Origin of the sequence: Streptosporangium sp. NPDC049046 (assembly GCF_040649155.1) — a bacterium.
In the GTDB taxonomy this organism is placed as follows: domain Bacteria; phylum Actinomycetota; class Actinomycetes; order Streptosporangiales; family Streptosporangiaceae; genus Streptosporangium.
Genome location: NZ_JBEZEZ010000033.1, coordinates 1 through 11,246, shown reverse-complemented (window position 1 = coordinate 11,246; position 11,246 = coordinate 1). Strand labels below are relative to the sequence as shown.

The 11,246-nt window shown below is 67.9% G+C and carries 15 protein-coding genes; 8 read left to right on the top strand and 7 right to left on the bottom strand.

The window, feature by feature from the left end; genetic code table 11:
- Positions 1–8: 8 nt before the first annotated feature.
- The 4 genes from AB0B96_RS33890 to AB0B96_RS33875 all read right to left on the bottom strand — a co-directional run bounded on the left by AB0B96_RS33890 (position 9) and on the right by AB0B96_RS33875 (position 2,534).
- Positions 9–353: a DUF1036 domain-containing protein gene (locus AB0B96_RS33890; protein WP_362905387.1), complete on the bottom strand. Its 345-nt coding sequence runs from the start codon at positions 351–353 to the stop codon at positions 9–11.
- A gap of 2 nt (positions 354–355) precedes the next feature.
- On the bottom strand, positions 356–571 hold the full coding sequence (locus AB0B96_RS33885; protein WP_362905385.1) for a hypothetical protein: 216 nt from the start codon (positions 569–571) through the stop codon (positions 356–358).
- Positions 572–738: 167 nt separating this feature from the next.
- On the bottom strand, positions 739–1,557 hold the full coding sequence (locus tag AB0B96_RS33880; RefSeq protein ID WP_362905383.1) for an ABC transporter permease: 819 nt from the start codon (positions 1,555–1,557) through the stop codon (positions 739–741).
- Positions 1,554–2,534, bottom strand: a complete 981-nt coding sequence (locus AB0B96_RS33875; protein WP_362905381.1) for an ATP-binding cassette domain-containing protein — start codon at positions 2,532–2,534, stop codon at positions 1,554–1,556. The genes AB0B96_RS33880 and AB0B96_RS33875 overlap by 4 nt, the downstream gene beginning before the upstream one ends.
- Positions 2,535–2,619: 85 nt before the next feature.
- Here AB0B96_RS33875 and AB0B96_RS33870 point away from each other — a divergent pair, with 85 nt between their 5' ends.
- The 3 genes from AB0B96_RS33870 (at position 2,620) to AB0B96_RS33860 (ending at position 4,597) form a co-directional block, all read left to right on the top strand.
- The gene (locus AB0B96_RS33870) at positions 2,620–3,426 is read left to right on the top strand and encodes a TetR/AcrR family transcriptional regulator (protein ID WP_362905379.1); all 807 of its coding nucleotides are present in this window, start codon (positions 2,620–2,622) and stop codon (positions 3,424–3,426) included.
- Positions 3,427–3,632: 206 nt separating this feature from the next.
- Complete coding sequence (locus AB0B96_RS33865) at positions 3,633–3,776, top strand: hypothetical protein (RefSeq protein WP_362905377.1); 144 nt, start codon at positions 3,633–3,635, stop codon at positions 3,774–3,776.
- 83 nt (positions 3,777–3,859) lie between these two features.
- Positions 3,860–4,597: an SRPBCC domain-containing protein gene (locus AB0B96_RS33860; protein WP_362905375.1), complete on the top strand. Its 738-nt coding sequence runs from the start codon at positions 3,860–3,862 to the stop codon at positions 4,595–4,597.
- A gap of 135 nt (positions 4,598–4,732) precedes the next feature.
- Here AB0B96_RS33860 and AB0B96_RS33855 read toward each other — a convergent pair whose 3' ends face one another.
- Positions 4,733–5,350, bottom strand: a complete 618-nt coding sequence (locus AB0B96_RS33855; protein ID WP_350945803.1) for an XRE family transcriptional regulator — start codon at positions 5,348–5,350, stop codon at positions 4,733–4,735.
- Between the two features lie 224 nt (positions 5,351–5,574).
- On the opposite strand from AB0B96_RS33855, the gene AB0B96_RS33850 reads away from it, so the two are divergent.
- From AB0B96_RS33850 to AB0B96_RS33830, 5 genes are all read left to right on the top strand, one after another.
- A complete protein-coding gene (locus AB0B96_RS33850; RefSeq protein ID WP_362905373.1) occupies positions 5,575–7,155 on the top strand; it encodes an NCS1 family nucleobase:cation symporter-1 in 1,581 nt (526 codons plus the stop codon).
- On the top strand, positions 7,155–7,895 hold the full coding sequence (locus AB0B96_RS33845) for an aspartate/glutamate racemase family protein (RefSeq protein ID WP_350945752.1): 741 nt from the start codon (positions 7,155–7,157) through the stop codon (positions 7,893–7,895). Before AB0B96_RS33850 ends, AB0B96_RS33845 begins: the two co-directional genes overlap by 1 nt.
- A 90-nt stretch (positions 7,896–7,985) precedes the next feature.
- The gene (locus AB0B96_RS33840) at positions 7,986–8,165 is read left to right on the top strand and encodes a hypothetical protein (protein ID WP_362905371.1); all 180 of its coding nucleotides are present in this window, start codon (positions 7,986–7,988) and stop codon (positions 8,163–8,165) included.
- Between the two features lie 92 nt (positions 8,166–8,257).
- Positions 8,258–8,788 carry a pyridoxamine 5'-phosphate oxidase family protein gene (locus AB0B96_RS33835; protein WP_350945750.1) on the top strand — a complete coding sequence of 177 codons (531 nt, stop codon included), beginning with the start codon at positions 8,258–8,260 and terminating at the stop codon, positions 8,786–8,788.
- A 126-nt stretch (positions 8,789–8,914) separates the two neighbouring features.
- Positions 8,915–9,202 (top strand): hypothetical protein, encoded by a 288-nt coding sequence (locus AB0B96_RS33830; RefSeq protein ID WP_362905370.1) that lies wholly within the window; start codon positions 8,915–8,917, stop codon positions 9,200–9,202.
- A 117-nt stretch (positions 9,203–9,319) separates the two neighbouring features.
- Here AB0B96_RS33830 and AB0B96_RS33825 read toward each other — a convergent pair whose 3' ends face one another.
- Together AB0B96_RS33825 and AB0B96_RS33820 are read right to left on the bottom strand one after the other, a co-directional pair.
- Positions 9,320–9,865, bottom strand: coding sequence for a hypothetical protein (locus tag AB0B96_RS33825; RefSeq protein ID WP_362905369.1), 546 nt, complete (start codon positions 9,863–9,865; stop codon positions 9,320–9,322).
- Complete coding sequence (locus AB0B96_RS33820; protein ID WP_362905367.1) at positions 9,862–11,004, bottom strand: XRE family transcriptional regulator; 1,143 nt, start codon at positions 11,002–11,004, stop codon at positions 9,862–9,864. Before AB0B96_RS33820 ends, AB0B96_RS33825 begins: the two co-directional genes overlap by 4 nt.
- Positions 11,005–11,246 lie beyond the last annotated feature (242 nt).

The following is an 11,246-nucleotide window of genomic DNA, read 5'->3' as shown; positions in this document are numbered from 1 at the left end:
GGAGCGCGTCAGGCGGTGAGATTCACGTAGTAGCGCGCATAACCGTTCATGTCGACGAGTCGGGTGCCGACGCGCCTCGCGGCGGTGCTGCCGATGTTGATGCAGGAGTCGAAGGCGTTCTGGTAGACGTACATCGGGCCGTAGGGACCGGTCCAGACGGCTCCGTTGGCGGCTTCGGCGTAGAAGGCGGCGTAGCGGTTGTCGGTGTTGAGGACGAACGCCTCACCGCCCGGGTCGATGGCCCACCAGCCCCGGGTGCCCCACTGGCCGTAGTCGCGGCAGCCGACGGGGCTGTAGAACATGATCGCGACCCACACCTTGGAGGTGTAGCGGTTGCGGAAGTGCAGCTGCATCTCTACTCCTCCTCTTCCGGTTCGGTGAATCGCGCGGCGAGAGGTTTGTCGTCGATCGGCTGATCGGCGAGGGGAGGGAGATGGTCATCGGTCTTCGCGGCGACGGCGGCACGGTCGGCCGTCCCGGGCCGCTCGCTCGTCTCGCCCGTCTGGGCCGACTCCGCGTCCACGAACGCCACCCGGGGGTCGGGGGGGCGCTCTGTGCCGTTTTCCGGCATGGTGCTCACCTACATTCGTTGAGTTCGTAGAGTGATTGGTTGACAACATACAGTCACTTTCAAGGTCATGTAAAGAATCGTTTTCATTTTCGGTGGCAGCCCTGCGGCATGACGGCCACAGGACTGTCACCGTTCCACGGACGACCGCTGGAGGACGCCTGGAGCGTTCAGCGCCCGCTGCGCGTGTAGGCGCGGAGCGACAGGGGGACGAAGATCGCCAGCAGCACGGCCGACCAGAGCAGGACGGTGGTCACCGGATGCGCGAGTGGCCAGGCCACGTTCCCTGCCGGGGCCCCCGGGTTGCCGAACAGCTCCCGTAAGGCGGCGGTGAGCGCGCTCACCGGGTTCCAGTCGGCGACGAATCGCAGCCAGGCGGGCATGCCGTCGGTCGGGACGAACGCGTTGGACAGCATCGTGATCGGCAGGAACAGTGGCACCATCGCGTCGGCGACCTGCTCGTCCTTCACCACCAGGCCCAGGTAGACGCCCACCCAGCTCAGCGCGTAGCGCAGCAGTATGATCAGCGCGAACGCCTCGACGGTGGGGATCAGGCCGTGGTGCGGTCGCCAGCCCACCAGCAGGCCCGTGGTCACCATGGCGGCCAGCAGCGGTACGCCGACCAGGGAGTCGGCGCCGGTCTGCCCGAACGGCACCGCCAGGCGCGCCATCGGCATGGAGCGGAAGCGGTCCATCACGCCGCGGGAGGCGTCGGCGGCCATCCGCGCCATGGTCCCCTGCGCGGCGGTGAAGGTCACCATGGCGAACAGGCCCGGCATGAGGTACTCGCGGTAGTCGCCGCCGCCCGGCACCTGGATCGCGCTGCCGAAGACGTACCCGAACAGCACCACCATGACGACCGGGAAGACCAGCGCGGCGACGATCTGCCCGGGCTCCTGCCGCAGCCGGCCCAGCTCGCGGCCGACCAGGGTCAGCCCGTCGGTGAGTGTCCAGCGCAGGCGGCCCAGCGGTGAGGTGAGGACGGTCATCGCACGGTCTCCTTGCGGTCGGTGAGGCGCAGGAACACCTCGTCGAGGGTGGGGCGGCGCAGGCTCACGTCGGCGGCGGCGACCTCGGCGCGGTCGAGTTCGCGCACGACGTCGGCGAGCCGGAGGCGGCCGTCGGGCGGTGCGCCGGGTGACGCGACAGGCGGTGCGCCGGGCAGTACGACGCTGAGCCGGTCGGCGCCCGTCGTCGTGGGATCGGTCCCGGTGAGGGTGTTCAGGACGGTCATCGCCGCGGGCAGGGCGGCGGGGTCTTCGAGGGTGACGTCGAGGCGGTCGCCGATCGTGGCCTTCAGCTCGTCGGGCGTGCCGGTGGCGATCACCTGCCCGTGGTCGACGACGGCGATGTCGTCGGCCAGCCGGTCGGCCTCGTCCAGGTACTGCGTGGTGAGCAGCACCGTGGTGCCGTCGGCCACCAGCTCGCGGATGCCGTCCCAGATCTCGCCGCGGCTGCGCGGGTCCAGGCCGGTGGTCGGCTCGTCCAGGAAGAGCACCTCGGGGCGCAGGATGAGGCAGGTGATCAGGTCGAGCCGGCGGCGCATGCCGCCGGAGTAGCCGAGAACCGGCCGGTCGGCGGCGTCCGTCAGACCGAAGCGCTCCAGCAGCTCATCGGCCCGTCGGTGCGCCTCGCGCCGGGGCAGGTGGTAGAGGCGCCCGAACATGCGCAGATTGCCGCGGCCGGTGAGCTTCTCGTCCACGGCGGCGTACTGGCCCGCGAGCCCGATCCTGGCGCGCACCTCGCCGGCCTCGCGGACGACGTCGTATCCGGCGATGCGGGCGTGCCCGGCATCGGGGTCGGACAGGGTCGTCAGAATGCGCACCACGGTCGTCTTGCCGGCGCCGTTCGGCCCCAGCAGGCCGCAGACCGTTCCTCTCGGAACGCTCAGGTCCAGACCTCGCAGGGCACGGGTGTCGCCGAAGGACTTGTGCAGCCCTTCGGCGACCACGATCAGGTCGTTCACGATCCCTCCACTGGGTACGTTGTACGCGGTTGTGGTGGTCACGCTAAGCCATTGGGTACCATGTACGCAATAAGGAGGTGGGGCGGTGCCCGACGCCGAGTACGTGAGCATCTGGATGCGGCCCGAGCGCCCGGCCCGCGGGCCGAAACCGGTCTACAGCCGCGCGCAGATCACCGAGGCGGCGATCCGGATCGCCGACGCCGAAGGGCTGGAGGCCGCCACCATGCGGCGGATCGCCGCCGAGATCGGCGCCGGCGCGATGTCCCTGTACCGGTACGTCCCGAGCCGCGACGACCTCGTCGAGCTCATGGCCGACCGGCTGATGGGCGAGATCGACGTCGAGGGCATGCCCTCCGGCGACTGGCGCGCCGACCTGACCCGCTACGCCGACGAGTGGCGGGCCATGTGGCTGAGGCACCCGTGGATCGCCACCGTGCAGCGGTCACTCCCCGGCTTCGGCCCCAGCCAGCTGCTTCTGATCGAGCGGCTGATGGGAGTGCTCGACGCCTTCGTCTCCATCGACGAGAACCTCGCCCTCATGGCCATGCTGAACAGCTACGTCGAGGGTGCCGTCCGCGAGGAGATCAGCTCGGTCAGGGAGTTCCGCAGCAGCGGGCTCAGTGAGTCGGAGTGGATGGCACGGAGCCACTCGTACGTCGACCGGCTGGTGAAGAGCGGGGAGTACCCGATGTTCACCAAGATCGTGATGGAGGCGCGCCAGCCGCACCTGAGCCGCGACGAACAGTTCCGGTACGGGCTCCGGCGCGTCCTCGACTGCATCGCCGCGGCCCTCCCGTCAACGGCCGAGTCTCCGGTGTCGGCGCACCGAGAAGGGCGGGAAGAACAAGACGGGCCAGGGCAAGCCGGTCGTCGACCATTTAAGAGGGCGTGAGAAGTGAAACGGGCGAACAGGACATGTGGTGGCCCGGCCTCACGTCGGGTGTCGGGCGAAGGGCCGGGCCGCGTCGAGTCGTGAACAGGTCGAGGCTAGCGGTGGACCGGTGACGCCCCGGTTGTTCCGGTGTCGTGGAGCCCGTCCAGTACCGACAACTTTTTTTGTATTGACGGTGTGAGTCGTCGGTCGATATTGTAGAGAACATGTTCGAAGGCGGGGCGGCCGAAGAGGTCGGCGTCGCCGAGGCGGCGCTCGATCCGATCCGGGTGCGGCCGCCGGAGGCGCCGGTCGAGCGGCACCCGGCGACCGGTCGCGCGGCGGTCACCGGGTCGTCCCGGCGGAGCTGAAGACCCTCCAGTGCCACGGCCTCGTGAAGTTCGTCGAGGAGCGAGGCGGGGCAACGACACCAACGACATCAAGGAGTCCTGATATGTCGCACGAATTCCGCCTCACCCACGATGTCGACCTCCAGGCGACCCCCGAGCAGGTCTGGGAGGCGATCGCGACAGGCCCCGGCGTCGACGCGTGGTTCATGGGCAAGAACGAGATCGAGCCCCGCGAAGGTGGCAGGGCGTCGATGACGATGCCCGGGGTGAGCGGTGACTCCACGGTCACCGCCTGGGAGCCGCCGCACCGGTTCGCCTACGCTTCGGAGCCCGACGAGGACGGCGCCTTCATGGCGTTCGAATATCTCGTCGAGGGCCGTGACGGCGGTGGCGCCGTGCTGCGGTTCGTGCACAGCGGGGTCCTGACCGGCGACTGGGAGGCGGAGTACGACGCGCTCCGCAAGGGCAACCCGCTCTACCTGCGGACCCTCGCCCAGTATCTGGAGCACTTCGGCGGACGCACCGCCGTGCCGGTCACCGCGTTCGCCCCGCAGCAGCCCGACCAGGACCTGGCCTGGGCCGGCCTCACCCACGCCCTGGGCCTGTCCGAGCAGGTCGAAGAGGGCGACAAGGTGCATCTCGCGGTCGCGGGCCAGGGCGTCGACGGGGTGGTCGACACGGTGCTCGCCCCCAGCTTCCTGGGCGTACGCACCGACGACGCGCTGCTGCGGTTCGTCGGGGGCGACGGCGTCATCATGACCGGCCACCACCTCTTCACCGGGGTCGACCAGGCCGACGCCGAGCGGACCTGGGGTGAGTGGCTCGCGTCCGTCTACGCCTGAGCCGTCCGACCGCTCATCCGGCCGTGACGATCGTGGAAACACTCACCTCGGCCGCCGGCCGCGAACCGTGGCCCACCGGACCTTCCGCCGAAGGCCCGGTGGGCCACGGGCGTTCACACGGTCGCGTCGTCTCCGTCAGTGGTGGACGATGAGCCAGGTCGCGACGGCGGTGACGGTCTCCGAGCGGTTGCCGATGATGTGGGGGCGGCTGCACGGGAAGGTGATGGAGTCGCCCTCGGCGAGGGTGACGACCTCGGACTCGAAGTCGATGGTGAGCTCGCCCCTGGTCACGGTCCCGACCTCGTAGCCCTCGTGCTTGAGGAAGTGGCCGTGCGCGTTGGAGATCGAGTTCGGCGGATAGGTCGACTCGAAGAACTCGACGTCGGGTGAGGGGGCGGGCGAGAGCCTGCGGAAGGTGATGCCGCCGCTGAGCCGGATGGGGGCGACCTCCCACGAGCGCCGGATGGCGAACCCGGGGGGCGCGCTCGGCCCCGCCGGGTCGGCGTCGGCCGCCTCCGCGGTGTCGAACACGGCCGCGAGGGGCACGCCGATCGCGGAGACGAAGGCGATGAGCCTGCTGACGGACGGCCGCATCGTGCCGAGCTCGATCTGGGAGACGGCGCTGGGCGAGATGCCGAGCTCGCGCGCCAGGGCACGCAGCGACATCCCCGACCGGAGCCGCAGCTCGCGGAGCCTGCGGCCGAGGTGCTCGTTCGTGATCGCCTCGATCTCCGCGCCGGGTTCCGGGGTCATGGCTGTCACGGCCTCCACGCCAATTGTCACAAGGCCTTTACGCGGCCGAAATTAGGGGTCGGGTGTCAAGGCATACATTGACGGCAGCTGTTAAGTGACCACTTAACAGCCCACGCCACAGCCCCTGCGGGGGCAGCTGCGTCAATCCCGAGCACCTTCCGCCCTGGCACACCCGCGCGCGGGACACACCGGTCTCCCGCACCGTACCCCCCACGGAAGCCGACATGACCGAACACAGCGCACCGTCCCAGCCGAAACTACACGACGTCGTCGAGGCCGCGGGCATGCCCGTCGGCGACGGCCTCGTCAAACCCGACTACGACCCCCGGCTCGCGAACGAGGACCTCGCCCCGCTCCGCGAGCAGAGATGGTCCTCGTACAACATCTTCGCCTTCTGGATGTCCGACGTGCACAGCGTCGGCGGCTACGTCACCGCGGGCAGCCTGTTCGCCCTCGGGCTGGCGAGCTGGCAGGTCCTCCTCGCCCTGATCGTGGGCATCGTCATCGTGAACGTGTTCTGCAACCTGGTCGCCAAGCCGAGCCAGGTCACCGGTGTGCCGTACCCGGTCATCAACCGGGCGATCTTCGGGGTGCGTGGCGCGAACGTCCCCGCCATCATCCGCGGGCTCATCGCGATCGCCTGGTACGGGGTGCAGACCTACCTCGCCTCCCAGTCGCTCATCATCATCTTCCTCAAGTTCTGGCCCGCGTCGGCGTCGCTGAACGAGGGCGGCTTCCTCGGCCTGTCCGCGCTCGGCTACATCTGCTACGCCATCCTCTGGGTGGCACAGGCGGCCGTGTTCTGGAAGGGCATGGAGGCGATCAGGCGGTTCATCGACTGGGCGGGACCCGCCGTCTACGTCGTCATGGTCGTGCTCGCCGTCTACCTGGTCAGCCAGGCGGGCTGGGAGAACATCAGCCTCGACCTCTCCGAGGGCGAGAACCTCGACTTCGGCGCGTCCATCCCGGTCATGCTCAGCGCGATCGCCCTCGTCGTCTCGTACTTCTCGGGGCCGATGCTGAACTTCGGTGACTTCTCCCGGTACGGGAAGTCGTTCGCGGCGGTGAAGAAGGGCAACTTCCTCGGGCTGCCGATCAACTTCCTGTTCTTCTCGCTGCTCACGGTGATCACCGCGTCGGCGACCGTGCCCGTGTTCGGCGAGCTCATCACCGACCCCATCCACACGGTCGAGCGCATCGACACACCGTTCGCGATCCTGCTGGGCGGGCTCACCTTCGTCATCGCGACGATCGGCATCAACATCGTCGCGAACTTCATCTCCCCGGCGTTCGACTTCTCCAACGTGAACCCGCAGAAGATCAGCTGGCGGACCGGCGGCATGATCGCGGCGGTCGGCTCCGTGCTGCTCACACCGTGGAACTGGTACAGCAACCCCGACGCCATCCACTACACGCTCGGCATCCTCGGCGCCCTGATCGGGCCGCTGTTCGGGATCCTGATCTCCGGCTACTACATCGTGAGCCGCCAGCGGATCTGGGTGGACGACATGTTCACCCTCGAACCGACCGGCCGCTACTTCTTCCAGGGCGGCTACAACCCGAACGCGGTCTGGGCGACGGTGCTCAGCGGGGTCCCCGCGATCGTGTCGGTGCTCGTGCCGAAGATGCTGCTCGACCTGGAGCTCACCACAATCGACGTGACCTGGATCGCCGACTACAGCTGGTTCGTCGGCTGCGGGCTCGGGTTCGTGGCGTTCACCGTGCTGGAGCGGATGTCGCCGAGGATCGGCGGTCTCGACCGTGACACCGACCGGGTGTCGGACGGCACGACCCTGGTCGGTTGATGACCCGCGTCGACCTTCGGGTGATCAACCCCAACACCGCCCGGGCCATGACCGAGAACATCGGCCGATGCGCCCGGGCGGTCGCGGCGCCGTCCACCGTCGTCACGGCCGTGAACCCGGCGATGGGCCCGGAGTCGATCGAGAGTCACTACGACGAGGCCCTCGCCGTGCCCGGCCTGCTGGCGGAGATCGCGGCGGGCGAGGCGGCGGGAGCGGACGGATACGTCATCGCCTGCTTCGGAGACCCCGGCCTCGACGCCGCCCGCGAGCTCGCCTCGGGGCCGGTGGTCGGGATCGCCGAGGCGGCCATGCACGCCGCCACCCTGGTCGGCCGGAGCTTCAGCGTCGTGACGACCCTCGCCAGGACCACGGGCCGGGCGTGGGACCTCGCCACCCGGTACGGCTTCGCGGGCGCGTGCCGGGGGGTGCACGCCTGCGACATCCCCGTACTCGAGCTGGACGACCCCTCCTCGGACGCGCGCAAGGTGGTGACCGCCCTGTGCGCGGAGGCCGTGGAACGGGACGGATGCGACTCGATCGTGCTCGGCTGCGCGGGCATGGCCTCTTTCTGCGCGGACGTCTCCCGCGCGGTCGGCGTCCCGGTGATCGACGGCGTCACCGTGGCGACCAAGCTCGTCGAGTCGCTCGTCTCCCTCGGCCTGCGGACGAGCACCCGAGGCGAGTTCGCCCCTCCCCGCTCCAAGAAGTACACCGGCCTGCTCCGCGACTTCACCGTCTGACGCACGAGATCCGGTGCCCTGCCCCTCAGCATCGCGGGACAGGGCACCGGCTGCTCAGGAACCCTCGTAGAGGCGGGTCAGGTCGACGAGTTGTACGTCCGCGCGTTCCTGCGCGGTTTCCCGCAGCTGGGGCATGAAGCCGGCGGCACCGAACAACAGAAGCCGGGTGCCGGGGGTGGCGCGGTCGTCGCGACGGATGAGCAGCTCACGGAGACGCTCAAGGTGACCACGACCGACGACGTCGCCTCAAAGACCAGGGAAGAAACATGACACAAGGTGTCGGGTTTTGGGTCGAGCATGGGTTCCCCGGTCGGCGTCGATGGTGGGCGTGGACCGGGCCCTACGGATAGACAAGGATTTCGATGCGCGAAACGCCAGAAGAGCTCAAAGAGCTCCAGGCCCTCCTGGACGCCTCTCTCTTCCGCTCCAACTCGTACCTCCGCTCGGTCATCAGCGGCGAGCGCACCCTGGGCGCAGAGCAGCTCACCCAGGTCCTCGCCGGTATGTGCCCCCTCGCGCTGTCCACCGTGACGGCGAAGGGTGAGCCGCGGATCAGCGGGGTGGACGGGCACTTCCTGCACGGAAAGTGGCACTTCGGCACGGCGCTCAACGCCGCCAAGGCCCGCCACCTCGCCGCCAGGCCCGCCGTCAGCGCCGCGTACATGCGCGGTGAGGAACTGGGCGTGTTCACCCACGGCACCGTGGAGATCCTCAACCCCCAGGACGGCGAGCCGGCCGCGGACTGGCCGGACCTGCTCGCGTACTTCAAGGACTTCTACGGCGACGACGCCTTCGACTGGACCAACGAGGTGGTCTACTACCGGCTGCATCCGCACTGGATGACCGTCTACGCCGCCGACGTCGCGAAACTCACCACCCCGCCCCGGCCCTGATCCGCAGCACAGTCCTCAGCGAGATCACGCCCATCGATGGGGTCCGTGGGTGTTGTCGATGTTCTGTACTGCGAAGCCCTCGGTCGATTCCCCGCCTGTGCGAGGCGCCTGCACTACGTTCGGGCCATGAGCAACGAACTTCCCGCCGAGTTGCTTGCCGAGGTCAGGCAGTGGATTGCCGAGACCGGCCAGGACATCACGCCTGCCGAGTACATCGCTCAGGCTGTTCATCGGCAGATGCAGCAGGATTACCGGGTTGCCAAGGAGCGAGAGGCGCGTCGCATCGAGGCGATCCGCACCTCCAACCCCGAGGGGTTCGTGGCCGGTGAGCGTCGAGCCGAAGAACTGATCGCCAAGTACGCAGGCCGGCCACGTTGTGAGCGCCAAGACACAGAGAAACCCCCGAGGACATGACCGGGAGATCCTTGGTTATGAGAATTCCTACTTGTGAGTCAGCTCACCATTGATTCCTGCTGGTGACCAGACTCGTCAAGCCGGTGCTCTCGTGGAGGTCTCGGGCGAGCTGAAAGATCAACAGAGCCCGTGATGGCGAATAAAAGGGCCAAATGTCGCGCCCGAGCATGGCAGACGCATGCCCGTTGCTTTGAGCGTGTCAACGATGTTGCCCGCTCCAACCTCGCTGAGCTTGCCGTCGCGGCAGGCGTTCGCGAGTAGCCACACGGTGCCATGAACCCTCAGGCCAAAGCTTCTGCCCACCGCCACAGCCTCTCGATCATCGGTGATCGCGATTCCGTCGCAGAGTTCGGCAGCCGAGAACACACTGGCCTCACCAAGGTTCCGCTCAGAGGAGCCGATCCGCTGCGACCATTTCGCGAAACTTCTGATCTCCCCGAGGGAGTCGAGGCGTGCGACACCAAGCCAGTCCGCGTCCAGCACCTTCAGAAGAGCGGAATGTTCGGTGACGCCCGCGCGTAGCTCCTCCCGTACGACATGGGTCGTCAGGCAGTTTCTGCCGACGAGAAGGTCTCGTAGGACGTCCAGGCGCTCGGCACGTGCGAAGTGGTTGAGGCACATCGCGTCGAACACCAGGGGGAGGTCCGGTTCGGGAGCGATCAAGGTTCGAGATCCGGTTCCTCGCGGGTGGGGAGGTCCGACTCCACGATCTGGCCGCGCATGAGTTCCACGGCGCGAGATGTGGTCATCCGGTTCTTCCCCCACGCCTGCAGCACGGCATGAGCGTAGCTCGGTGGCACGCGCACCGTCTGGAGATCAGGCTGCGGCACCCAGCCCAGGGCCTCCATGAGTTCGGCACGTGTTGGGTTCCTCCGACGCAGGTCCTTCGCGTCCTCCTTGGCCAGGATTCCGGCCGCGACCGCTTGGCGGATGGCCAGTGACCAGGATGTTCGATATTTGGCGGCGAGGGTGACGAGGGGGTCTCGCAGGGAATCCCTGTTTTCCGCACAGCCCTTCAGCACCGACTCGATGGGCAGCAGGAGCTCCGCGGCGAAAGCGTCGATCACCAGTTCTCTGTCGGCGCGAGAGGTGTGGAGGCCCAGGTCCGCCGAGTACTCATCACCGATGATCATGTGACCCAGCTCGTGAGCGGCGGTCGCTCGACGTCTTCCGGGATCCCCCTGGCTGCTGACGACCGCCACGGCGATTCCGTCCTCGATCAGGGAGGCCCCGTCTCCCGGCGCGTCGACCACCGCGACCAGTTGACCGAGCTCCTCGCAGACGCTTATCAGCGAACTGATCGGGTCGGTTCCAAGGCCGAGTCTCCGCCTGGCCCACCTGGCCGCGTCGCGAGCGGTCTCGACGTTCTCCACGGCGCCGTGGAATTTCTCTGGCACGGGAGGAGTCAACTCTCGCAGCTCGACGAGTTGTCGGACATCGTCCAGCCACGTCGCCAGAGCCGCTTCAAGCCGATATGACTGGCGGGCGGCATCCGTTGCCGGGTCGTCGATGAGCTCGGTCCGACGCGATACGACCGCTGGAGGCCGACGCAGGAAATGTGTGAGCGGAACACCGAGGACCGACGACAACCTTGCCAGTTCGAGAGCGTCCACCCGACGGGTGCCTGCTTCGATCTTGGCGATCATCGTACGGTCCAGGTGCATGGTCGATGCGAGCTGCTCCTGGGACATGTCAGCCGCAACGCGGCATTCGCGGACGCGATCGCCCACGTCAGCCCACTCTCCGACCTCTCTCATGGTGCGATAATCGCACGTTGGCTGGTCAAGGACGATGCTCTCCAACGTTGCCGCAGTCAATCGTTACCTACGGCGGTCCTTTTTGGGTGATTCCGCAGGTCTTCGTGGGCCAAGGACGGGCGGAGCCAGCGGAAAGTGGTACTGGAGTTCATGCCCTGGAAGGTGCCCCCGGGCGGGAGATCGGGTCGTCCGGAGTATGCGGCGGGTGCTGTCGGAGAGCGACGACGTCTCTCCCCCGGGATCTGGTGTCGCAGGCGGCGGGGACGCTTGGGCCGGACCTGTGAGAA

Excerpts from the sequence above, each read along its gene's own strand:
- AB0B96_RS33890 (WP_362905387.1), bottom strand. The coding sequence starts at position 353 with ATGCAGCTGCACTTCCGCAACCGCTACACCTCCAAGGTGTGGGTCGCG.
- AB0B96_RS33885 (WP_362905385.1), bottom strand. The coding sequence starts at position 571 with ATGCCGGAAAACGGCACAGAGCGCCCCCCCGACCCCCGGGTGGCGTTC.
- AB0B96_RS33880 (WP_362905383.1), bottom strand. The coding sequence starts at position 1,557 with ATGACCGTCCTCACCTCACCGCTGGGCCGCCTGCGCTGGACACTCACC.
- AB0B96_RS33865 (WP_362905377.1), top strand. The coding sequence starts at position 3,633 with ATGTTCGAAGGCGGGGCGGCCGAAGAGGTCGGCGTCGCCGAGGCGGCG.
- AB0B96_RS33860 (WP_362905375.1), top strand. The coding sequence starts at position 3,860 with ATGTCGCACGAATTCCGCCTCACCCACGATGTCGACCTCCAGGCGACC.
- AB0B96_RS33855 (WP_350945803.1), bottom strand. The coding sequence starts at position 5,350 with ATGACCCCGGAACCCGGCGCGGAGATCGAGGCGATCACGAACGAGCAC.
- AB0B96_RS33850 (WP_362905373.1), top strand. The coding sequence starts at position 5,575 with ATGACCGAACACAGCGCACCGTCCCAGCCGAAACTACACGACGTCGTC.
- AB0B96_RS33845 (WP_350945752.1), top strand. The coding sequence starts at position 7,155 with ATGACCCGCGTCGACCTTCGGGTGATCAACCCCAACACCGCCCGGGCC.
- AB0B96_RS33835 (WP_350945750.1), top strand. The coding sequence starts at position 8,258 with ATGCGCGAAACGCCAGAAGAGCTCAAAGAGCTCCAGGCCCTCCTGGAC.
- AB0B96_RS33830 (WP_362905370.1), top strand. The coding sequence starts at position 8,915 with ATGAGCAACGAACTTCCCGCCGAGTTGCTTGCCGAGGTCAGGCAGTGG.